The 22,038-nt window shown below is 65.2% G+C and carries 15 protein-coding genes; 7 read left to right on the top strand and 8 right to left on the bottom strand.

What is annotated here, in order from left to right; all coding sequences use genetic code 11:
- The first annotated feature begins 89 nt into the window (after positions 1-89).
- From peaA to E6B08_RS15135, 5 genes are all read left to right on the top strand, one after another.
- On the top strand, positions 90-1,655 hold the full coding sequence (gene peaA, locus E6B08_RS15155; RefSeq protein ID WP_136914782.1) for a quinohemoprotein amine dehydrogenase subunit alpha: 1,566 nt from the start codon (positions 90-92) through the stop codon (positions 1,653-1,655).
- Between the two features lie 49 nt (positions 1,656-1,704).
- Positions 1,705-3,135 (top strand): quinohemoprotein amine dehydrogenase maturation protein, encoded by a 1,431-nt coding sequence (gene peaB, locus E6B08_RS15150; RefSeq protein ID WP_136914781.1) that lies wholly within the window; start codon positions 1,705-1,707, stop codon positions 3,133-3,135.
- 1 nt (position 3,136) lies between these two features.
- Positions 3,137-3,460 (top strand): quinohemoprotein amine dehydrogenase subunit gamma, encoded by a 324-nt coding sequence (gene qhpC, locus E6B08_RS15145; RefSeq protein WP_136914780.1) that lies wholly within the window; start codon positions 3,137-3,139, stop codon positions 3,458-3,460.
- A 32-nt stretch (positions 3,461-3,492) separates the two neighbouring features.
- The gene (peaD, locus tag E6B08_RS15140; protein ID WP_136914779.1) at positions 3,493-4,614 is read left to right on the top strand and encodes a quinohemoprotein amine dehydrogenase subunit beta; all 1,122 of its coding nucleotides are present in this window, start codon (positions 3,493-3,495) and stop codon (positions 4,612-4,614) included.
- A gap of 113 nt (positions 4,615-4,727) precedes the next feature.
- Positions 4,728-6,404 carry a fatty acid CoA ligase family protein gene (locus E6B08_RS15135; RefSeq protein ID WP_136914778.1) on the top strand — a complete coding sequence of 559 codons (1,677 nt, stop codon included), beginning with the start codon at positions 4,728-4,730 and terminating at the stop codon, positions 6,402-6,404.
- Between the two features lie 120 nt (positions 6,405-6,524).
- Here the strand turns inward: E6B08_RS15135 and mobA are convergent, their stop codons facing one another.
- The 3 genes from mobA to E6B08_RS15120 all read right to left on the bottom strand — a co-directional run bounded on the left by mobA (position 6,525) and on the right by E6B08_RS15120 (position 11,471).
- Positions 6,525-7,100, bottom strand: coding sequence for a molybdenum cofactor guanylyltransferase MobA (gene mobA, locus E6B08_RS15130; protein ID WP_136914777.1), 576 nt, complete (start codon positions 7,098-7,100; stop codon positions 6,525-6,527).
- Between the two features lie 61 nt (positions 7,101-7,161).
- Positions 7,162-10,284 (bottom strand): efflux RND transporter permease subunit, encoded by a 3,123-nt coding sequence (locus E6B08_RS15125; protein ID WP_136914776.1) that lies wholly within the window; start codon positions 10,282-10,284, stop codon positions 7,162-7,164.
- 11 nt (positions 10,285-10,295) lie between these two features.
- Positions 10,296-11,471, bottom strand: a complete 1,176-nt coding sequence (locus E6B08_RS15120; RefSeq protein WP_136914775.1) for an efflux RND transporter periplasmic adaptor subunit — start codon at positions 11,469-11,471, stop codon at positions 10,296-10,298.
- Between the two features lie 188 nt (positions 11,472-11,659).
- Here E6B08_RS15120 and E6B08_RS15115 point away from each other — a divergent pair, with 188 nt between their 5' ends.
- Entirely contained in the window at positions 11,660-12,361 is a 702-nt protein-coding gene (locus E6B08_RS15115) for a response regulator transcription factor (RefSeq protein ID WP_136914774.1), read from the top strand.
- Positions 12,362-12,367: 6 nt separating this feature from the next.
- Positions 12,368-13,681, top strand: coding sequence for an ATP-binding protein (locus E6B08_RS15110; protein WP_136914773.1), 1,314 nt, complete (start codon positions 12,368-12,370; stop codon positions 13,679-13,681).
- Here the strand turns inward: E6B08_RS15110 and E6B08_RS15105 are convergent.
- From E6B08_RS15105 to wecB, 5 genes are read right to left on the bottom strand one after another with little or no spacing between them, the layout of a single operon-like run.
- Positions 13,678-14,754 carry a sensor domain-containing diguanylate cyclase gene (locus E6B08_RS15105; protein WP_136914772.1) on the bottom strand — a complete coding sequence of 359 codons (1,077 nt, stop codon included), beginning with the start codon at positions 14,752-14,754 and terminating at the stop codon, positions 13,678-13,680. The genes E6B08_RS15110 and E6B08_RS15105 overlap by 4 nt on opposite strands.
- A gap of 15 nt (positions 14,755-14,769) precedes the next feature.
- Positions 14,770-15,609 carry a DUF4434 family protein gene (locus tag E6B08_RS15100; RefSeq protein ID WP_136914771.1) on the bottom strand — a complete coding sequence of 280 codons (840 nt, stop codon included), beginning with the start codon at positions 15,607-15,609 and terminating at the stop codon, positions 14,770-14,772.
- On the bottom strand, positions 15,609-18,611 hold the full coding sequence (locus E6B08_RS15095) for a phage receptor (protein ID WP_136914770.1): 3,003 nt from the start codon (positions 18,609-18,611) through the stop codon (positions 15,609-15,611). The genes E6B08_RS15100 and E6B08_RS15095 overlap by 1 nt, the downstream gene beginning before the upstream one ends.
- Positions 18,608-20,782, bottom strand: coding sequence for a cyclic di-3',5'-guanylate-activated glycosyltransferase NrfB (gene nrfB, locus E6B08_RS15090; protein WP_136914769.1), 2,175 nt, complete (start codon positions 20,780-20,782; stop codon positions 18,608-18,610). The genes E6B08_RS15095 and nrfB overlap by 4 nt, the downstream gene beginning before the upstream one ends.
- Positions 20,779-21,933, bottom strand: a complete 1,155-nt coding sequence (gene wecB / locus E6B08_RS15085; protein WP_136914768.1) for a non-hydrolyzing UDP-N-acetylglucosamine 2-epimerase — start codon at positions 21,931-21,933, stop codon at positions 20,779-20,781. The genes nrfB and wecB overlap by 4 nt, the downstream gene beginning before the upstream one ends.
- Between the last annotated feature and the right edge of the window lie 105 nt (positions 21,934-22,038).

Raw genomic sequence — 22,038 nt, 5'->3', positions numbered from 1 at the left:
GGCACAGTTTCTGTATCACAAGCTGTCACCTGCACACCTGCTGTACCAAAACGTGCAAGAACGATAATAACAACCGTGGAGGTCTGACCTTGAAGACGACTCGACTCCGGCGGCATGCGGGTAAACTGGCGTTGATCGCCGCCGCACTGCTGGGCACCCAGGCCATGGCGGCCGAGCAGGGCCCGAGCCTGTTGCAGAACAAGTGCATGGGATGCCACATCCCTGAGGGCAATGACACCTACAGCCGCATCAGCCACCAGCGCAAGACCCCTGAAGGCTGGCTGATGAGCATCGCCCGCATGCAGATCATGCATGGGCTGCAGATCAGCGACGACGATCGCCGCACCCTGGTCAAGTACCTGGCCGACAAGCAGGGGCTGGCACCGAGCGAAACCGATGGCGTGCGCTACGCCATGGAGCGCCGGCTCAATACCGTGGAACACTTCGATACCCAGCTCAGCGAAACCTGCGGCCGTTGCCACTCCGGTGCCCGTGTAGCCCTGCAGCGACGCCCGGCGCAGGAATGGGAACACCTGGTCAACTTCCACCTCGGCCAGTGGCCATCCCTGGAATACCAGGCCCAGGCGCGCGACCGCGACTGGCTGGAAATCGCCCTCAAGCAAGTCGTGCCAGAGCTGGCCAAACGCTTTCCGCTGGAAAGCCCGGCCTGGGCCGCCTGGGAAAAAGCCAAGCCCAAGGCCGATGTGCTGCCGGGGCAGTGGGCGTTCAGCGGCCACATGCTCGCCAAGGGCGATGTGCGCGGCGTGATGAGCGTCAGCGCAGGCGAGGGCGATACCTTCAAGGTCGAGGTCAAGGGTAGCTACGCCGACGGCACGCCGTTCAACGGCAGCGGCTCGGCCATCCTCTACAACGGCTATGAATGGCGCGGCAACGTCAAGGTCGGCGACAGCAACCTGCGCCAGGTCTTCGCCGCGCTGGACGGCGAGATGAAAGGCCGCATGTTCGAGGCCGATCACGATGAGCGTGGCCTGGACTTCACCGCAGCGAAGGAAGGCAAGGCGCGCTTGCTGGCGGTGCAGCCGGCGTTCATCAAGGCCGGGGGCGAAAGCGAGATCACCCTGGTCGGTACCGGCCTGTCGGGCAAGCCCGAACTGGGCACGGGCGTCGAGGTGAGCGAGGTGCTGGAGCAGACGCCGACCCTGGTGCGGGTCAAGGCCCGCGCTGCGGCCGATGCCAAGCCTGGCCAACGCGAGGTCGCGGTCGGTGATCTCAAGGGCGCTAGCCTCGCGGTCTACGACAAGGTCGACGAGGTCAAGGTGGTGCCGGCGTTCTCCATCGCCCGTATCGGCGAGAACGGTGCCAAGGTGCCGAAGGTCCAGGGTCGCTTCGAGGCCGAAGCCTGGGGCAAGGACGCCAGCGGCCAGCCGATGCGCATCGGCTACTTGCCTGCGGCGTGGAAGGTCGAGCCGTTCAACGAGCGCGCCGTCGAGGACGAAGACGTCAAGTTCGCCGGGCAGATGCAGGCCGACGGCGTGTTCGTGCCAGGCGGTGCCGGCCCGAACCCTGCGCGCAAGATGATGACCAACAACGCTGGCAACCTGAAGGTCATCGCAACGCTGGCAGACGGCGGCCAGACCGGCGAAGGCCACATGATCGTCACCGTACAACGCTGGAACAACCCGCCACTGCCATAAAGGGCAGGGCACCACGGTTTTTCCAACGGATCGATTATCGGAGGTCGCCATGGGCGCACTACTGAACCTGGTCGAACGCAACCTGCACGAAGTGCAGGTCGATGCCGACCGCATGCTGTTCCACATCCCCAGCAGTTCGCTGTTCACCGCCGATGCGGTGACCGGCGGCATCATCGACACCCTGCGCCAGCACGGATGCTCGGCCGAAGAGCTGATGCAGCGCCTTGGCCAGCGTTTCGCCGGGCAGGAGATCGAGGAAACCCTGCACGAGCTGATCGCCCTCGAGCTGGTCAGCGACGGCTCGCCGCTGACGCCGGAAATCGCCCTGCGCCAGGTCGAGCGCACCGCGCTGAACACCGTGGTGCTGAACGTCAATACCGGCTGCAACCTCAGCTGCACCTACTGCTACAAGGAAGACCTGGACAAACCGTCGGCGGGCAAGAAGATGAGCACCGCCACCGCCGAGGCTTCGGTTGAGATGTTGCTCAAGGAGTCGCCCGACGAGCAGCGCTACAGCGTGGTGTTCTTCGGTGGCGAGCCGCTGTCCAACCGGCCTTTGATCGAGCATATGGTCGCCTACTGCGAGCGGCGCTTCGCCGAGGCCGGCAAGCAGGTGGAATTCATCATGACCACCAATGCCACCCTGCTCACCGAAGAGATCATCGACTGGCTCAACGCCCACCGCTTCGGCCTGTCGATCAGCATCGACGGGCCCAAGACCGTCCACGACCGCAACCGCATCACCGTGGGCGGGCAGGGCACCTACGACGTGGTGCGACGCAAGGCTGACCTGTTGCTGTCGCGCTACACCAGCCGCCCGGTGGGCGCGCGGGTGACCTTGACCCGCGGCATCACCGACGTCGAGACCATCTGGAACCACCTGTTCAACGAAATGGGCTTTGCCGAGGTCGGTTTCGCACCGGTCACCTCCGGCGACATGGCCGACTTCAACCTCACCGGCGAAGAACTGGTGCAGGTGTTCGCCAACATGAAAGCCCTTGGCCGGCGTTACCTGGAGGCGGCGCTGGAGCACCGCAACATCGGCTTCTCCAACCTGCACCAGCTGATCACCGACATCCACGAGGGCCACAAGAAAGCCCTGCCGTGCGGGGCCGGGCTGAAGATGCTGGCCGTGGACCACGAGGGTGAGTTGAACTTGTGCCATCGCTTCACCGGCTCCAGCCTGCCGACCTTCGGCAACGTGCACCAGGGCGTCAAGCAGGCGCAGTTGAACGATTTCCTGTCCCAGCGCCTGGATCGCAGCAACACCGGTTGTGACACTTGCCGCATCCGCAACCTGTGCTCCGGCGGCTGCTACCACGAAAGCTATGCCCGCTTTGGCGATCCGCAACACCCGACGTATCACTATTGCGAACTGATGCGCGACTGGGTCGATTTCGGCATCGAAGTCTACAGCCGCATCATGGCCGCCAATCCGGCCTTCATCGACCGCTACATCACTCCGCGGAAGGCGCACTGACATGAAACATTTGAAGCCCCTGAACAACAAGGCGCGGATCCTCGAGCAGGCCGCCGCCGAAGACCGCGTCGAAGAGGTCGTGGCCATGAGCGCGGTGGCCGGCTGCACCGCCACCACCGATCCGGGTTGGGAAGTGGACGCCTTCGGTGGTGTGAGTTCCTTGTGCCAGCCGATGGAGGCCGACCTGTATGGCTGTTCCGACCCTTGCTGGTGGCCGGCGCAGGTGCCGGACATGATGAGCACCTACCAGGATTGGAACGCCCAGGCCAGCAACTCCCAGGAAGACTGGCGCAACCTGGGCACCGTGTTCCCCAAAGACAAGTGATCGGCCCGACAAGAATGACAAGGGGAAACCGCATGAATGCTGGACGCTGCGCGCAACTCGCGCTGACCATCGTCGCCTCGGCCTACGCCTGGGCGGCACAGGCCGACGACACCGGGCCCGCCCTCAAGGCCGGCCAGGAGTACCTGATCACCACCAACTATCCGAACAACCTGCACGTCATCGACGTGGCCAGCGACACGCTGTACAAGAGCTGCCAGATGCCCGACAGGTTCGGCCCCGGCACCGCGATGATGGCGCCGGACAACCGCACCGCCTACGTGCTCAATAACCACTATGCCGATATCTACGGCATCGACCTGGACACCTGCAAGACCACCTTCCACGCCAATCTGTCCAGCGTGCCCGGCGAAGTCGGCAAGTCGATGTATTCGTTCGCCCTGAGCCCCGACGGCAAGGAGGTCTACGCCACGGTCAACCCGACCCAGCGCCTCAACGACCACTACGTGGTCAAGCCACCGCGCCTGGAGGTGTTCAAGACCGACGATGGCCTGGACGCCAAGCCGGTGCGGACCTTCCCGATGCCGCGCCAGGTCTACCTGATGCGCGCCGCCGATGACGGCAGTTTGTTCGTCGCCGGGCCCGACCTCTACAAGATGGACGTCAAGACCGGCAAGTACAGCGTCGCCTTGCCGCTGCGCAACTGGAACCGCAAGGGCTACAGCGCCCCGGACGTGTTGTACTTCTGGCCGCACCAGAGCCCGCGCCACGAGTTCTCGATGCTCTACACCATCGCCAAGTTCAAGGACGACAAGCAGGACCCGAACGAGGCGCAGCTGCTGTATGGCTACCTGAGCGTCGACCTCAAGACCGGCAAGACCCACACCCAGGAATTCGCCGACCTGACCGAGCTATATTTCACCGGCCTGCGCTCGCCGAAAGATCCCAACCAGATCTACGGCGTGCTCAACCGCCTGGCCAAATACGACATCAAGCAACGCAAGCTGATCAAGGCGGCGAACCTGGAACACACCTACTATTGTGTGACCTTCGACCAGAAGGGCGACAAGCTGTACCTGGGCGGGACCTTCAACGACCTGGCGGTGTTCGACCCTGAAACCTTGGAGAAGGTGAAGAACATCAAGCTGCCGGGCGGAGACATGTCCACCACCACGCCGCAGGTGTTCGTCCGCTAGTTGAGTGTTGTTTTCTTCACGGGTAAACCCGCTCCTACAGGATGTGCAGTGCCCCTGTAGGAGCGGGTTTACCCGCGAAAGGGCCGGAACAGACAAACAACAAGAGAACGCCCATGCCCCAGCCAAGCTATTCCCTGGGCAACCAGGACAAACCGCTGCTCGACCAGTGCATCGGCGATGCCTTCGACGCCACCGTCGCACGTTTCCCCGACCGCGAAGCCCTGGTCGTGCGCCACCAGGCCCTGCGCTACACCTGGCGGCAACTGGCCGATGCCGTCGACCAGCATGCTCGCGCCCTGATGGCCCTGGGCGTGCAAGCCGGCGATCGCCTGGGGATCTGGGCACCCAACTGCGCCGAGTGGTGCATCACCCAGTTCGCCAGCGCCAAGATCGGCGCGATCCTGGTCAACATCAATCCGGCCTATCGCAGCAGCGAGCTGGACTATGCCCTGGGCCAGTCCGGTTGCCGCTGGGTGATCTGCGCCGACGCCTTCAAGACCTCCGACTACCATGCCATGCTGCTCGGCCTGGTACCGGGCCTGGCGCTCGCCCAAACCGGCCAGCCCGTGACGTGCGAGCGCTTCCCGGAGCTGCGCGGGCTGGTCAGCCTGGCCAGCGCGCCACCCCCGGGATTCCTGTCCTGGCAGCAGTTGCAGGCCCGCGCCGAGGCCGTGAGTGCCCAGGCCCTGGCCGAGCGCCAGGCCCAGTTGCACTGGCGCGACCCCATCAACATCCAGTACACCTCCGGCACCACGGGGTTTCCCAAGGGCGCCACGCTCAGCCACCACAACATCCTCAACAACGGCTACCTGGTCGGCGAGAGCCTCGGCCTCACCGAGCATGACCGCCTGGTGGTGCCGGTACCGCTGTACCACTGTTTCGGCATGGTCATGGCCAACCTTGGCTGCATGACCCACGGCAGCACGCTGATCTACCCCAACGATGCCTTCGACCCACTGGCCACCCTGCGCGCGGTGGCCGAAGAGAAGGCGAGCGCCCTGTACGGCGTGCCGACCATGTTCATCGCCGAGCTGGACCACCCCCAGCGCGGTGAATTCGACCTGTCGAGCCTGCGCACCGGAATCATGGCGGGCGCCACCTGCCCGATCGAGGTGATGCGCCGGGTGATCGGCGAGATGCACATGGCCGAGGTGCAGATCGCCTATGGCATGACCGAAACCAGCCCGGTGTCGTTGCAGACGGGTGCCGCGGACGACCTGGAACGCCGTGTCACCAGCGTTGGCCGGACCCAGCCGCGGTTGGAGAACAAGGTGATCGACAGCGACGGCGAGACCGTGCCCCGGGGCGAGATCGGCGAGTTGTGCACCCGCGGCTACAGCGTGATGCTCGGCTACTGGAACAACCCCCAGGCCACGGCCGAAAGCATCGATGCCGAGGGCTGGATGCACACCGGTGACCTGGCGGTGATGGACGAGCAGGGTTATGTGCGCATCGTCGGGCGCAGCAAGGAGATGATCATCCGCGGCGGGGAGAACATCTATCCGCGCGAGTTGGAGGAGTTTTTCTTCACCCATCCCGCGGTGGCCGACGTGCAGGTCATCGGCGTGCCATGCGGCAAATATGGAGAGGAAATCGTCGCCTGGGTGCGCCTGCATCCGGGGCATGTGGCCAGCGAAGAGGAGCTGCGCGAGTGGGCCAGGGCACGGATCGCGCATTTCAAGGTGCCGCGGTATTTCCGCTTCGTCGAGGAGTTTCCGATGACGGTGACGGGCAAGGTGCAGAAGTTTCGGATGCGCGAGATCAGTGTCGAGGAGTTGTCGGCGGGGTGATGATGCACTGCCTGTGCCGGCCTCTTCGCGGGGCAAGCCCGCTCCCACAGTTCGGATACGGCGCAGACCCTGTAGGAGCGGGCTTGTCCCGCGAAGAGGCCGGTACAGGCAGTCGAAAAACTAGTTCTGGAGCAATTCGGGACTATTGAAGTTGCTCAACCGGCGATCCCCCTCGGCACAGTCCAACCCCAGAACAGTCTCAAGCAACAACGCCTTCTGCAAACTCCGCTCCCCCGTCGCCCAGGCCTGCTCCAGCACCGGCAGCACCCGCCGTGGCAACACGCTGAACATCGGCTGCCAAAACCCACCCTGGCGCAGCATGGCCGCGCAATCGTTCGCCACCGCCAAGCGCCGCAGGTCGTCGATCAGGGGCTGGTCCACCAAGGGCGAATCGCAGGCCAGCAGCACCACCCAGTCATGCCGCGCCGCAGCGAGGCCGGCGATAACGCCAGCCAACGGCCCAGGGAAATCGGCCTCGGCGTCACCGACCAACTGATCGGCATACGCCGCGTAGTCCGCCTGGTTACGGTTGCAGGAAACCACCAGGTCGTCGCACAGAGGCCGTACGGTACGCCGGATATGGGCGATCAGCGGTTCGCCGCGCCACGCCAGCAGGCCCTTGTCACGCCCGCCCATGCGTTGACCACGGCCACCGGCAAGGATCAGTACGGAGCAGGGGGGCAAGGTGTCAGGCATGAAAAAGGGTTCCGGGCAGTCGATGCCCGGAACCCTCTCATTCAACGCCTGGCTTGTCCAGTCAGGCTTCGTTCGGCATCGCCTCGGCTGCCTGGGATCTGCCCCGTCCAGCCAAGCGCATCACCACCACGAAGAACACCGGCACGAACACCACCGCCAGGGTCGCGCTGAGCATGCCGCCGATCACCCCGGTGCCGATCGCCTGCTGGCTCGCCGAACTGGCGCCAGTGGCGATGGCCAGCGGCACCACGCCGAGAATGAAGGCCAGCGAGGTCATCACGATCGGCCGCAGGCGAAGGCGCGCAGCCTGAACGGCCGCCTCGGCGGCGTCCATGCCCTGGTCGACCAGGTGCTTGGCGAACTCGATGATCAGGATGGCGTTCTTCGCCGAGAGGCCAATCAGGGTGATCAGTCCGACCTTGAAGAACACGTCGTTGGGCATGCCTCGCAGGGTCACCGCCAGCACCGCACCGAGCACCCCGAGCGGTACCACCAGCAGCACTGCGGTCGGGATCGACCAGCTCTCGTAGAGCGCCGCCAGGCACAGGAACACCACCAGCAGCGACAGCGCCATCAGCATCGGAGCCTGGCTGCCGGACAGGCGCTCCTGCAGCGACAAGCCGGTCCATTCCAGCCCTGCGTCGGCCGGCAGTTGCGCCACCAGCCGTTCGATCTCCGCCATGGCTTCGCCGGAGCTGTAGCCGGCAGCCGGCTCGCCGGAAATCGACACCGCCGGGTAACCGTTGTAGCGGGTCAGTTGCACCGGGCCGCTGACCCACCTGGCCTGCACGAACGCCGACAATGGCACCATCTTGCCGCTGCTGTTGCGCACGTGGATCTTCAGCAGGTCCTCGACCTGGCTGCGCTGGTCGCCCTCGGCCTGCACCACCACCCGTTGCATACGACCCTGGTTGGGGAAGTCGTTGACGTAGCTGGAGCCCACGGCCACGTCCAGCACCGTGCCGATATCGGCAAACGACACGCCCAGGGCGTTGGCCTGGCGACGGTCGATCTCCAGTTGCACCTGCGGGCTTTCGGCCAGCGAGGCCTCGCGCACGTTGGTCAGCACCTTGCTCTTGCGGGCGTTGGCCAACAACGTGTCGCGCGCCGCCATGAGCGCCGCGTGGCCCATGCCGCCGCGGTCCTGCAGGCGGAACTCGAAGCCGGTCGACTCGCCCAGGCCATCGATGGGGGGCGGCAGCACGGAGTAGGCGATGGCATCCTTGAGCTGGCTGAACGCCAGGGTCGCCCGCTCGGCAATCGACTGGGCGCTGTCGTCGGCTCCGCGCTCCGACCAGTCCTTGAGCGTGGTGAAGGTGAGCGCCGCATTCTGCCCGCTGCCCGAGAAGCTGAAGCCGAGAATCACCGTGGTGTTGCCGACGCCGGCTTCCCCGGCGTTGTGCGCCTCGATCTGCGCCGCCACCTGCTCGGTGCGCAGGCGGCTGGCCCCCGGCGGCAACTGGATGTCGGTGACGGTGTAGCCCTGGTCTTCTGTCGGCAGAAACGCCGTGGGTAAATGACTGAAGCCAAAGCCGAGCACCGCCAGCAGCACGCCATATACCAGCAGGTAGCGCCCGCTGCGGGCCAGCGCCTGCATCACCCAGCGCTGATAGCCGTCGCTCATGGCCTCGAAGCGCCGGTTGAACCAGGCGAAGAACCCCTTGTGTTGTGGGTGCTCGCCCTTGGCCACCGGCTTGAGCAAGGTAGCGCATAGGGCCGGGGTCAGGCTCAGGGCGAGGAACGCCGAGAACAGGATCGACACCGCCATCGACACCGAGAACTGCTGGTAGATCACCCCCACCGAACCTTTCATGAATGCCATGGGCAGGAACACCGCCACCAGCACCAGGGTGATGCCGACGATGGCGCCGCTGATCTGGCCCATGGCCTTGCGCGTGGCCTGCTTGGGCGGCAGGCCTTCCTCGGCCATGATCCGCTCGACGTTCTCCACCACCACGATGGCGTCGTCGACCAGGATGCCGATGGCCAGGACCATGCCGAACAGGGTCAGCACATTGACCGAGAAGCCCAATGCCAGCATCACGGCGAAGGTGCCCATCAGCGCGACGGGGACCACCAGGGTCGGAATCAGCGTGTAGCGCAGGTTCTGCAGGAACAGGAACATCACCGCGAACACCAGCAGCATGGCCTCGAACAGGGTGCTGATGACCTGCTGAATCGATACCTTCACGAACGGCGAGGTGTCGTAGGGGATGTCGTATTGGACGCCCTCCGGGAAGTAGCGCGAAAGCTCCTGCATCTTGGCCCGCACCAGGGTGGCGGTTTCCATCGCGTTGGCCCCCGGCGCCAGCTGCACGCTGAAGGCGGTGGCCGGCTTGCCGTTCAGGCGTGTGCCGTATTGGTACTCCTGGGCGCCGATCTCCACCCGGGCGACGTCGCCGATGGTCACGGCAGATCCATCCGGGTTGGCCCGCAGCACGATCGCGGCGAACTCTTCAGGCGTGCTGAGTTGGCCCTTCACCACCACGTTGGCGGTGATCTCCTGGGTGTCGCGGGCCGGCAGGTCGCCGATGCTGCCGGGCGCGACCTGGGCATTCTGCGCGGCGATGGCTTCGGCCACGTCGTTGGGCGTGAGGTTGAAACCGATCAGCTTGCGTGGGTCGATCCAGATGCGCATGGCGCGCTCGGAGCCATACAGCTGGGCCTTGCCCACGCCTTTGAGGCGGCGGATCTCGTTCATCACGTTGCGCGCGAGGATGTCCGACAATGCGGTTTCGTCGAGGCTGCCATCCTCCGAGGTGAGCGTGCCGAGCAGCAGGAAGCCAGTGGACACCTTTTCCACCTGCAGGCCTTGCTGGGTCACTGGCCGAGGCAGGCGCGACTCGACGACCTTGAGGCGGTTCTGTACGTCGACCTGGGCCAGGTCGGGGAGGGTGCCCGGCTCGAAGGTGGCGGTGATGGTGGCGCTGCCCAGGCTGCTCTGCGACTCGAAGTACAGCAGGTTGTCGGCGCCGTTGAGCTCCTGCTCGATCAGGCTGACCACGCTTTCGTCCATGGTCGCCGCCGATGCGCCGGGGTAAACGGCGTAGATTTCCACTTGCGGCGGCGCCACGTTGGGGTACTGCGCCACTGGCAACTGCGGGATGGCCAGTGCCCCGGCCAGCAGGATGAACAAGGCCACGACCCAGGCGAAGATCGGCCGGTCGATGAAGAACTGTGGCATGGCTCAGGCCCTCACTGATCGGTGCGCTGGGCAACGGGTTGAGCGTCCGCAGCCGCATCGACCTGGACCTGGTCGCCAGCCTTGACGTGCTGCAGGCCCTCGATCACCACGCGCTCGCCAGCGGCCAGGCCCTCGGTGACGCGCCAGCGGTCGCCCTGGGCGCTGCCCAGCACAACCTGACGCTCGCTGATGCGCGCCTGGTCGTCGACCACCAGTACCTTGGGCACCCCGGCGCTGTCGCGCAGGATGGCCCGTTGTGGCACGCTCAACCCCTTGGGTTGCACCGCCTGTTCCAGACGCACGCGTACGTAGCTGCCAGGTAGCAGGTCGAGATCGGGATTGGGGAATTCGCTGCGCAGGGTGATCTGGTTGGTGCTCGGGTCGACACTGATGTCGGAGAACAGCAACGTGCCGGGCAACGGATAGGTGCTGCCATCGTCCTGCACGAGGGTGGCGCGGGCCTGGCCGTCGCCCACCTGTTGCAGTTCGCCGGCGCGCAGGGCGCGACGCAAGGCGGTGAGCTCGCGGGTTGACTGGGTGACGTCGGCGTGGATCGGGTCGAGCTGCTGGATGGTCGCCAGCGCCGTGCTCTCGTTTTGCCCCACCAGCGCGCCTTCGGTGACCAGGGCGCGACCGATGCGCCCGGAGATCGGCGCGGTGACGGTGGCGTAGCCCAGGTTCAGGCGTGCGCGCTCCAGCGCCGCCTTGGCCGCGGCAACCTCGGCCTCGGCCTGCAAGAAGGTGGCGCGCGCGTTGTCGTACTCCTGGCGGCTGACGGCCCTGTCGTCGACCAGTTGGCGGTAGCGCTGCTCCTGCAGGCGGGCCTGGTAGCGGTTGGCTTCGGCCTTGGCCAGGGTGGCGCGGGCACTGTCGTGGTCGGCCTTGAACGGGGCCGGGTCGATGAGAAACAGCACGTCGCCTTGCTTGACGTCGCTGCCTTCGCGGTACACGCGCTTGAGCACCACCCCGGCCACGCGTGCGCGAACTTCGGCGGTACGCGGCGCCAACAGGCGGCCGCTGAGCTCGCTGCTGATGGCCAGGGGCTGCAGTTGCAAGGTCTCGACCCTTACCTGGGGCGTGGGTTGCTGGTCTTCCTGCTCGGCGCCATCGTCGCAAGCGGCGAGGGGCAGGGTGAAGAACGCCATGAGCGCGAACTGGCGCAGGCGGGCGGGGCGGATAATAGGCATGCGGATCTTCCGATGATGACCGGAGGTATCCTAAGCCAACGCTGCCCGGGGAGGCTGTTACCAGCTGTAGGATGTGTGTGAAAAAGTGTGAAGAATGGTCCTGTGACGTTGTAGGGTTCTATATCCTGCGAATCACTGTACTGGCTTCATCGCCAGTGACAACTCCCTAAAACGCCAGCCATGCCCTTATGCCAAACATCCTTCTGGTCGAAGACGACAGCGCGCTTTGCGAACTGATCGCCAGCTACCTGCAACGCAATGATTTCCACGTCCGGGTGATCGCCCGCGGCGACCACGTGCTGGACGCGTTCCGCCAGGCCAAACCCGACCTGGTCATCCTCGACCTGATGCTCCCCGGCATGGACGGCCTGCAGGTGTGCCGTCTGCTGCGCCAGGCTTCGCAAAGCCTGCCGATCATCATGCTGACCGCCCGTGACGACAGCCACGACCAGGTCCTGGGCCTGGAGATGGGCGCCGACGACTACGTCACCAAGCCCTGCGAACCTCGGGTGCTGCTGGCCCGCGTACGCACGCTGCTGCGCCGCAGCAGCGTCAACGAGCCACGCCTGGACAACGAGCAGATCCTCATTGGCGGCCTGCGCATCGAGCTGGCCGAGCGCGTGGTCTGCTGGCGAGGCGAGGAGGTGGAGCTGTCGAGCGGCGAGTACAACCTGCTGGTGGTGCTGGCCCGCAACGCCGGCGAGGTGCTCAGCCGCGACCGCATCCTGCAGCAGCTGCGCGGCATCGAGTTCAACGGCACCGACCGCTCGGTGGACGTGGCCATCTCCAAGCTGCGACGCAAGTTCGACGACCACGCCGGCGAAGCGCGCAAGATCAAGACGGTGTGGGGCAAGGGCTATCTGTTCAGCCGCGTCGAGTGGGAGTGCTGAGGCCCCATGCTGAAACTTCTGGTGCGCCTGTACCTGGTGATCATCGTTGCCTATGCCGGGGCCATCCTGTTCATCCCCCAGGCCATCGTCGGCTTGTTCCATGAGCGCTACACCGCCTACAACCTGGCGCAGGCCAAGGGCGTGCAGGCGCTGATCGTGCGCCAGTTTCAGCAGGCCCCGCGGGAGCGGTGGCCGGCGGTGGAGCAGGAATTGGCGCAAACCTTCGCGCCGCTCGAAATCAAGCTGCTGCGCATGGATGATGCCGGCCTGGGCGCTGCGGAGCGCGGGCGCCTGGAGCACGGCTTGCACGCGGTACGCATCGCGGAATGGGGCTACTACGAAACCGTCCTGGCTCCACTGGGCGACGGCTGGCTGGTGCGTTTGCATTCGCCGCCCGACCCGCTGGACATCAACTTGCTGTCGTGGGGCGTGACCGTGCTGATCGGCGCCGCCATGCTCGGCTGCCTGCTGCTGTGGTTGTGGCCACACTGGCGCGACCTGGAACGCCTCAAGGAAACCGCACGACGACTGGGCCAAGGGCAGATGGCCGAGCGCACGCAGATATCCCCGCATTCGAACATCGGCGAGCTGGCGGGCGTGTTCGATACCATGGCCGGCGACCTGGAGCGCCACGTCAATCAGCAACGCGAGTTGCTCGACGCAGTCTCCCACGAGTTGCGCACGCCGTTGACGCGCCTGGATTTCGGCCTTGTGTTGCTGTTCGACGAGGTGCCGCCGGCCAGCCGCAAGCGCCTGCTGGAGCTGGTGGGCCATGTCCGGGAACTCGACGAACTGGTACTGGAGTTGCTGTCGTACAGCCGCCTGTACAACGCCGACCAGGCACGTGAACGTGTCGAGGTATCACTGCTGGAACTGGTGGACAGCGTGCTGGGTGGCTTTGCCGAGGAACTCGACAGTCGCGGCATCCGCTGGGAGGTGCGCGCCGAAGGCGAACTGCCGCGCTTTGTACTCGACCCGAGGCTGACGGCCCGGGCGGTGCAAAACCTGGTGCGCAATGCCATGCGCTATTGCGATCAGAGCCTGCTGCTGCGCCTGCGGCTGGACCCGCACGGCGCTTGCCTGCTGTCTGTTGAGGACGATGGTATCGGCATTCCGGTCGAGGAGCGTGAGCGCATCTTCCAGCCGTTCTACCGCCTGGACCGCAGTCGCGACCGCGGAACCGGCGGCTTCGGCCTGGGCCTGGCGATCAGCCGGCGCGCCATCGAGGGCCAGGGCGGCACGCTGACGGTGATGCAATCGGCGCTGGGTGGGGCGCAGTTCGTCATTCGCCTGCCGGCTGCCGGGGCACCTGTCGTCTAAGGCGCCACCCACAGCACGTAGCGGTCCTTACCGTTGTGCTTGGCGGTATACAGCGCCTGGTCCGCGCGGATCAGGGCCGCGCTCAGGTTGTCGCCGGCATCTACCCGCGTCAGGCCGATACTGATCGTCACCGGCGGCTCGCCGAGATCGTCGCGTACCCGTTGACACAAGGCGTCCACCTCGTGCTCGGCGCCAAGTTCGGACACGCCCTGGAAGAAGATCGCGAACTCTTCGCCACCCAGTCGTGCGTAATCGTGGCCGGCCATGACCGCCTTGATGTGCATGGCCACCCGCTTGAGCACTTCATCGCCGATATCATGGCCGAAACGGTCGTTGACCCGCTTGAAGTTGTCGATATCGATCATCGCCAAGTACTGCCCCGCGGCAGGAACGCTGATGTATCGCTCGGCATTGGCCATGAAGGCGCGGCGGTTTGGAATTTCGGTGAGCGCATCGATGTAGGCTTGGTCGAGCAGGACCTTGGACAGGTAGAAATTGTGCAGTTTGGCTTGGCGCATCTGCAGGTAGCTGTAGATCACCAGGCCGCTGAGAAATACCGCATAGGCCAGCAGCATCACGCCTTCGAGGTCATCGATGTCGATGCGGGTGTGGTAGAACGGGTTGAGCAACGACCAACTGATCGCCAGGGTGCAGAAGAACGACCAGCGCCGCACCGGCAGCACCGACACCGCATAGAGCACGGTCGACACCCCCAATACCAGCCACACCGGGCGTAACTGGATGGGAATGCCTTCGATGACCAGGCGGATGCCCAGCGTGATGACCGCCACGAACACGAGATTGAGCACGTCGAAGTGATGGCTGCGGCGGGTGAAGCGAAGGACCACGGTAAGGCTGCCAAGCAGCCCCAGAAAAGCCCATGAGCGCCAGGTGAAACCCTGGCCGCCGATGAAACTGACGATCAGGTCGAACACCAGCCAGATGCCGATGCTTACCCAAAAAATCAGTATGCAGAACGGGCGCAACGCCTCGAACTCATGCTGGCGAAATTCCGAACGCAGCGCCGCAGGGGCAACCTGCTTGCGCACATGGGCTTCGATGGTCTTGAACATGGAGGCTCCGGCTGGTCAATCGCGCCGCAGAATACCCTGGGCCCATGAACGATAGCTCAACGCGAACACCGCCTCGGCATGGCAACCGCTGCCGAGCAACGGTTGCGCAGGTTCGGCTCGGAACGGTTGGCCGGGTGCACTGACCTGGCGAAACGCCTCGCGTACCACACCCACCTGGCACGGCAAGGCCTGTTCGTAGCTCTGGCGTACCAGCGGCGGCAGGCGTCCGGTGCCGGCGCCGTCCTGCCACCAGACCTTCAAACCCACTGCGGCCAACTGCTCCAACCACTGGGCGTTGACCCGTGGCGCCAGTTTGCCTGCACTGAAGGCACTGATATGCACCGGCTTGTCCAACTGCCGGTTGAACGCCTGCAATTGACGCTGCAAGGCTTCGCGACGCGAGGGTTGGCGAAAATGCCAGTCATCGAGTTCCATGGGCAGGTACCAACCGGCCACCGGCAGGTCCCAGCCGTCGCGTACCTGTTTGTACTGCTCTAGCGAGCGCCCCAGTTGGGCCTTCCAGTAGTTGCTCAGGCCGTCGTCGTCGAGTTCCTCGATACGTTGGTAATAGCCCGGGTCCATGTACAGCCCCAGTACCAGTTCCAGGCCTTGGGCGTGGGCCTCGCGCAAACTGCTGGCGAGCCAGCCCTTGGCGCCGCCGAAGTCGCTGTCGCCATAGGCACTCCATTGCACGATCAGGGTCCTGCCACCTTGTGCCACGGTGTCGCGCCACAGCTGCTGCCATTGCGCCGGAGTGACCGAGGCGTGGTTGTTCAGCGGCTGGTAGAACAGACGCTGGTCGGCCATGGCCGGGAGGCCGAAAGCGAGGATGAGAATTGCCATGAGGGTACGCATCAGAAGGTCAGCTCCGCACCTACCAGCACGCCATTGGCGCGCTCATAGAGATTGCCACCCAGCGACTGCTGGTACTCGGCGCGCACTTTCAGCGAGCCGCGGTAGGCGTTGTAGCGGTCGTCATCGAACCACCATTGCCAGCGCACACCGACCCCGGCGCGTGCGTCCTGGCGCCAGTCGTTGCTCGGGTCCTGGGCGGAGAACTCGAGAAAACCGTAAGGCATGATGGTTTGTGGCGAATTGCCCGGCAGCTTCCAGGCATGGCCCTGCTGGTAGCGTGACAGCCAGGCGTGGTCACCGGCGCGGGTCCACCAGGCGGCGTCCAGGTAGAGGAAGCGCTCGTTCCAGTCGTCTTCGTCGATGCGCCAGTCGTTGCGCCAGTCGCCTTGGTCGAGGAACGAGGCGGTTGCGCGCAGCAGCAGATCGTTGCTCGATTCGGCGTGGCTGCGCAGGTCGCCCCAGTTGTCGCCGACCTTGCTCGGGCTGAGCAGCTCACCCAGGCTCAGGCCGTCGTAGTGTTCGCTGTCGATCTGGCGCTGGTGATAGAGCTCGGCATAGAGGTTGAGGTTGGCCTGGCCGAACGGCTTGTAGCGCAGGCCGATGCCGGTGCCCATGCTTTGCGCGTAGTCGGTGCGGCTTTGGCCACCGAACAGGACCCTGCCATACACCGACAGGGTACGGCCGTTGCGGCTGGGCTCCTCGCCCAAGGCGTGGTCCCACATCGCCAGTTGCACGTTCTGCGATTGGGCGCGGCGGTCGCTGCCGCTGCGCACGCCATTGTCGAGGAAGCGGTCGTTGGTCGAGGTGCCGGCCGGCGACCAGGTGCTGGCCAGGGTGATGGTATCGCGTCGCGACAACGCTTCGTGGGCCCGCCGCTGGCGATACTTGCGTGCTTCCAGGCTGCCGTATTCGTCGTCGCCATCGACCACGTTCTGTTCCACATCGATCACCCGGCGCAGCTCGCGGCGCGCTGCGGCGCTGTCCTCGACGTCGTCGTAGCGCAGCGCCAGGGTTTCGCCGAGCCGGTAGTCCTCGGGGAAGTCGTGGGTGGCGCGTTCCAGGTAGGGGATCGACTGGCGTCGCTGGGCCGAATCCTGCGAGCTCGCCAGGCGCATGCCGTAATCGGCGCGGTAGCGCGGCTGGTCGGGCGCCAGGCGCACCGCTTCGGCCATCCAGGCGGTGCTCTGGGCGGTGTCACCGGCCAGTTGCGCGGTGTTGGCGGCTGCGTAGTAGTGGTCGGCGCGCGGGTTGTGGGCCAGGGCCTGGCGCTGCATGTCCAGGGCGGCTTGCAGGTCGCCCTGGCGTTGGGCGATGGCGGCGCCCAGAGCCCAGTCATCGGCGGTGCTGTGGGCGGCGGCGTCCCAGTAGCGACGCGCGGCCGCGGCGTCGCCGGCGTTGAGCGCGCCGCTGGCGGCGGTCAGGCGGGCGTTGTCGTTCCAGGCGTCGGCGGGCAGGCTGCGCCAGATCGGCAGCGCGGTTTCGGAGTCACCAGCCGCTTCCAGGGCATAAGCCAAGGGCAGGCGGCTCTGACCTGAATCCAGACGTTCGGCGGCCTGGTAATAGACCACGGCCTCGCCGGGCTGGTCGGGCATGGCGCAGCGGCCCAGGGCGCGGTATTGGCCGGCTTCGCTGGGGCTGGCCGGTATCGCCTGGCGCACGGCGTCGCATTGCCCGGCCTCGGCCAGACGACCCAGCAGTTGCCCGCGGGTGGCGCTATCGACACGAGGAATGAGGCTGAGCATGCGTGGCGTGGACAGCGGGCTGTCGGTGCGGGCGTAGAGATTACCCAGGCGCTGTAGCAGGGAAGGGCTCAGCCGGCCCTGGCGGCGGTCGTAGGCCTGCTCCAGCAGCTGCTGGGCTTGGGCTTGCTGGCCATTTTGCAGCAACAGGTAGGTGGCCTGCTCCAGCGCCGCCAAGTCGCCGGTCTGGCGGTAGCGGGCTACCCATTGGCCAGCGGTGCGCGGTTGTGGGGGCTGCGGCGGATCGCCGTACAGGCGCTGCTTGAGCACGGCGTAGGCTCTGGTATCGGCGCTCGGCGTGCAATCCTTGAATTGGGCGCGTGCCAGTTCAGGGTCGCGCTGCGACAGCCAGTCGACGGTCTCCAGGCATGGCCGCTGCAGGGCGTTGCTCAGTTGCCGCACCAGTGGCGCGTCGCCGCTCTGACGTGCCAGCTCCCAGAGTTGCTGTTGCTGCTGCGGTTGCTCCAGCTGTTGTTGGGGCAGGCTTTGCAGCCAGCGCTTGGCCTGCTGGTCGTGGTCGACTGCGATCGCGCGGTTGGCCATGGCCAGGCGGGCCTGGTTGGCCGCCTCGGGCGAGGGTGCACTTGGCAGCAGTCGGTTCAATCCATCCTCGTTGACTTGCTGCACGTAGGCATTGGCCAGGCGCTGCCAGTCCTCGGGTGGCAACTGGCCCTTGGCTGCCAGCGGCTCGAGCTGTTCGACGGTTTCGTTCCAGTTGCGCAACTGTTCGGCGAAGTTCGCCCGCGCCAGACGCAATACCCGGCCATCGCCCTGGGGGGATAGCTGGTTTAGCCAGTCCAGGGCCTTGGCTGCGCCATCGGATTTGGCCAGGCTCAGGCTGTAGGCCTGCCACAGGCGTACCCGCTGGTTGCCGCCGCTGGCCGCCAGCCATTTGTCGACCTGGCTGGCTGCCGGAGGGTCCTGTTCGATCCAGGCCAGGCGCAGCTCCAGCAGGGCGTCGGCGTGTTCGGGGCTGGCTTCCAGTTGCTGGGCTTCGGTTTCGGCTTCCTGGTAACGCCGCTGGTGGGCCAGGGCCTCGACCAACAAGGCACGGGCTTCGTCGTTGTTGGGCACCCGCCCGAGCACGTGGCGGGTCAGGCGTTCGACCTCCGCCCAATTCTGTTTCTTGGCTTCGCGAAAGCCTCTTTCCATGAACGGGTAGCTGGTGAAGCGCTGGAAGTCGGTCATCGGCGCTGCCAGGGTCGGTAGCGCGGTGGAGCACAACAGCAGGCCGGTGAACGTCAGGGTAATACGCGGCGTCATGCCACCTCCCGGGTCAGGTCGTAGGCGGCCTGCTGCTCGCTGGCCTGTTCTTCGAGTGCCTGTTGCAGCACTTCTTCGGTGATGATGCCGCGCGCGACCAGGTGTTCACCCAACGTTTGCGACTCGGGGTCGAAGTCGATCAACGCCTGGTTGAACAGCGCCACCGGCACCATGCCGCGCACTTGTAGCAGGGTGCCGAGCATCACCAGGTGGGCGCAGACCCGCTCGATCAGGTCGGCGTCATCCTGGTTGCGCTGGAGCACATCGAGCATTTCGCGGGTTTCGGGCTTCTGCCAGGGGCTCGGGTAATGTTGCAGCAGACCCAAGGTGACCCGGCCCTGTGGCGCCAGGCGAGCCTTGACCGGGCGCTTGAGCTGGCGGCTGATCACGCCTAGCGAAACCTGGCTGACCGGGCTCTCGCTGGCCAGGATCAAGGTCTCGCCGTCTTCGTCCACCGGCAGCACGCCATAGTGCGAGGCCAGGCGGCGGGGCAGCTTGGCGATCAGTTGCGGGTCGAGCTTGAATGGGTTCAGCGGTGCCCAGGGCAGGTCGAACTGCTCGGCCAGGGCCTTGACCAGCTGTTCGCTGTTCAGCCAGCCGCGCAGCAGCAGTTCACGCCCCAGGCGCCGACGCACCGGGCTGGTAATGGCGGTTTGCAGCTGTTCTTCGTCGAGCAGGCCCTGGGCCACCAGGCGCTGGCCCAGCGGCTGGCGCGCCGGTTGCGTCAAGGCGGGGAACTCGTGGGTGGTCTTGTCCCAGGCCACGCGCCGCGAGTCGCCCATCTCCATGACCTGGCGCAGGGCGCGCAGGTTGGCGAAGAAGTTGACGAAGTTGCTCCACATCATCCGCGGTGCCGACAGCAGGCCCTCGCCGATGCCGTAGTAGCGGGTCACGAACCAGCCGCGTTGGAACAGCCGATTGAACAACATCAGGCCGTTGAGCCAGAGCAGGGTGGAAAGCACCCAGCTGTCGCCGAGGATCGACATGAAATGCCAGGCGTCCGGCGCGATCACCGTGACCAGCCACATCGCCAGCAGTACCACCAGCAACAGGTTGACCAGAAAGCTCAGCAGGTAGGCGAACAGCCCGCGGCGGTCACGCCAGAGGAAATAGTTGAGCGCGCCTTTGCGGCTCCAGCCGAGGTTGCTGGTGCCCTGGAACACGATACCGACGATCCACCGCGACTTCTGCCGGATGGCGTGTTGCCAGTCGCGGGGGAAGTGCTCGCGCACGCAGATCACCTGGGAGAACGAGCGGCTCATGCCGAAACGCCATTCCTGCTTGAGCGCCAGTGCCGGGTCGGTGATGGAGTAGCGGGCGAAGATGCACTTCATGCCCTTCTGCTTGAGGCGAAAGCCAATGTCGTAGTCTTCGGTAAGGCTCTGCACATCGAAGGCGATGCCGTCGCCATCCTCGAGCAGGGCGGCGATGGCTCGGCGGCTGAAGCAGGTACCGACCCCGGCGCTGGGCACCTGCCCAGTCAACGCTTCGCGCACGATCACGTCCTTGCCGTGGTTTTCGGCGAATTCGTCGACGTAGTGCCCGGCGGTGAAGCCTTTCCATTCCGGTGCGTAGGGGTACACCGGGATCTGGATCATGTCCTTGGCCGGCAACAGGTAGTTGAACAGGCGCAGTTCCATGGGTGAGATGACGTCTTCGGCATCATGCAGGATGAAACCGGCGAACTGGATGCGGGCATCTTCCTGGAAGCGCAGGATGGCGTCGATGATGTTGTTCAGGCAGTCGGCCTTGCTGGTGGGACCCGGGCGCGCGCAGACCACCTTGTGCACGTTGGGATAGTGCAGGCACACGGCATCGACGTCGGCCTGGGTCTGTGGGTCGTTGGGGTAGGTGCCGACGAAGATCTGGTAGTTCTCGTAGTCGATGGTCGAGGCGGCGAGGCGCGCCATTTCGCCAACCACGCCAACCTCGTTCCAGGCCGGGACCATGATTGCCAGGGGCTTCTCGGCGATTTCGTAGAGACGTTTCTCATCGGCCCGCTCGTACTTGTCGTAAATGCGAAAACGCCTGATCAACTTGCGGCCCCAATAGCAGAGGTCGATGAACAGGTCGTCCAGGCCAAGCAGGAACATCAACGTGGCGAGGATGATCGCCAGGATTTTCAGGCCGAACAGGACATAGGTGAGAAAATCGATGAAGACCAGGCTCATGCGTCGTCTCGCTGGGCAGCGGATTCCTCGAACCAACGGCTCAGACGCTCGGCGATCTTCTCACTGGCGGTGCCGTCGCCGAATGGCGTATACACCCGTGCCATGCGTTCGTAGGCGACCGGGTCGTCGAGCAGGCGACTGGTTTCGTCGACGATCTGCTCGGTGACGGTGCCTACCAGCTTTACCGTGCCGCCCTTGAGCACGGCAGGCCGTTCAGTGACCTTGCGCAGCACCAGCACCGGCTTGCCCAGGGCCGGGGCCTCCTCCTGGACGCCGCCGGAGTCGGTCAGGATGACGTGGGCACGGGCCATCAGCCAGACGAAATGCTGGTAGTCCTGCGGCGCGATCAGGTGGATGTTGTCGCGGTTCGACAGTACCCCGTATACCGCACTCTGCACCTGTGGGTTGAGATGGACCGGGTAGACGAACTGCACCTCGGGATAGCGTTCGGCCAAGCGCGCCAGGGCCTGACAGATACGCTCGAAACCAGGCCCGAAGTTTTCCCGGCGGTGGCCGGTGATCAGCACCATGCGTTGGTCGTCACGCAAGGCATGCAGCGGCGAGTCGGCAGCAGGACGCCACTGGTGCTCGGCGAGGTGGTCGCGCATCCACAGCAATGCGTCGATCACGGTGTTGCCGGTAACTTCGATGTGGTCGGGGGGTACGCCTTCGCGAATGAGGTTGGCGTCGGAGTCGCGGGTTGGGGTGAAGTGCAGGTCGGCGAGTACGCCGGTCAGGCGCCGGTTGGCTTCTTCCGGCCAGGGTTGCTGCAGGTTGCCGGTACGCAGGCCGGCTTCGACGTGGCCTATCGGAATGCGCCTGTGGAAGGCGGCGAGGGCGGCCATGAAGCTGGTGGTGGTGTCACCGTGGACCAGCACGATATCGGGCTTGACCTGTTCATAGGCACTGTCGATCTTGTCCAGCAGGTCACGCGCCAGGCCGTTCAGGGTCTGGTTCTGGGTCATGACCCTGAGGTCCTGGTCCACGCTCAGGCCAAAGGCGGTGAGCACTTGCTCGAGCATTTCGCGGTGCTGGCCGGTGGAGCATATATGCAGGTTGATGCCTGGCCACTGGCGTAGCACACGCGCCAACGGCGCCATTTTGATCGCTTCGGGCCGGGTGCCGAAAACCATCATCACGGTATGGGGCATGCTGTACTCCTCGTCCTGGTCCCTGTCCGAGATCTATGTGGGTAGTGTCGGAATTAGATACAAGCAGTGGACCGGCAGGTTGTCCAATCCGTTCAGGTTGCTGGC

It is taken from the genome of Pseudomonas putida (assembly GCF_005080685.1).
Lineage (GTDB): Bacteria > Pseudomonadota > Gammaproteobacteria > Pseudomonadales > Pseudomonadaceae > Aquipseudomonas > Aquipseudomonas putida_V.
This window is presented reverse-complemented; position numbering and strand designations above follow the sequence as displayed.

Excerpts from the sequence above, each read along its gene's own strand:
- peaB (WP_136914781.1), top strand. The coding sequence starts at position 1,705 with ATGGGCGCACTACTGAACCTGGTCGAACGCAACCTGCACGAAGTGCAG.
- qhpC (WP_136914780.1), top strand. The coding sequence starts at position 3,137 with ATGAAACATTTGAAGCCCCTGAACAACAAGGCGCGGATCCTCGAGCAG.
- peaD (WP_136914779.1), top strand. The coding sequence starts at position 3,493 with ATGAATGCTGGACGCTGCGCGCAACTCGCGCTGACCATCGTCGCCTCG.
- E6B08_RS15135 (WP_136914778.1), top strand. The coding sequence starts at position 4,728 with ATGCCCCAGCCAAGCTATTCCCTGGGCAACCAGGACAAACCGCTGCTC.
- mobA (WP_136914777.1), bottom strand. The coding sequence starts at position 7,100 with ATGCCTGACACCTTGCCCCCCTGCTCCGTACTGATCCTTGCCGGTGGC.
- E6B08_RS15125 (WP_136914776.1), bottom strand. The coding sequence starts at position 10,284 with ATGCCACAGTTCTTCATCGACCGGCCGATCTTCGCCTGGGTCGTGGCC.
- E6B08_RS15120 (WP_136914775.1), bottom strand. The coding sequence starts at position 11,471 with ATGCCTATTATCCGCCCCGCCCGCCTGCGCCAGTTCGCGCTCATGGCG.
- E6B08_RS15115 (WP_136914774.1), top strand. The coding sequence starts at position 11,660 with ATGCCAAACATCCTTCTGGTCGAAGACGACAGCGCGCTTTGCGAACTG.
- E6B08_RS15110 (WP_136914773.1), top strand. The coding sequence starts at position 12,368 with ATGCTGAAACTTCTGGTGCGCCTGTACCTGGTGATCATCGTTGCCTAT.
- E6B08_RS15105 (WP_136914772.1), bottom strand. The coding sequence starts at position 14,754 with ATGTTCAAGACCATCGAAGCCCATGTGCGCAAGCAGGTTGCCCCTGCG.
- E6B08_RS15100 (WP_136914771.1), bottom strand. The coding sequence starts at position 15,609 with ATGCGTACCCTCATGGCAATTCTCATCCTCGCTTTCGGCCTCCCGGCC.
- E6B08_RS15095 (WP_136914770.1), bottom strand. The coding sequence starts at position 18,611 with ATGACGCCGCGTATTACCCTGACGTTCACCGGCCTGCTGTTGTGCTCC.
- nrfB (WP_136914769.1), bottom strand. The coding sequence starts at position 20,782 with ATGAGCCTGGTCTTCATCGATTTTCTCACCTATGTCCTGTTCGGCCTG.
- wecB (WP_136914768.1), bottom strand. The coding sequence starts at position 21,933 with ATGCCCCATACCGTGATGATGGTTTTCGGCACCCGGCCCGAAGCGATC.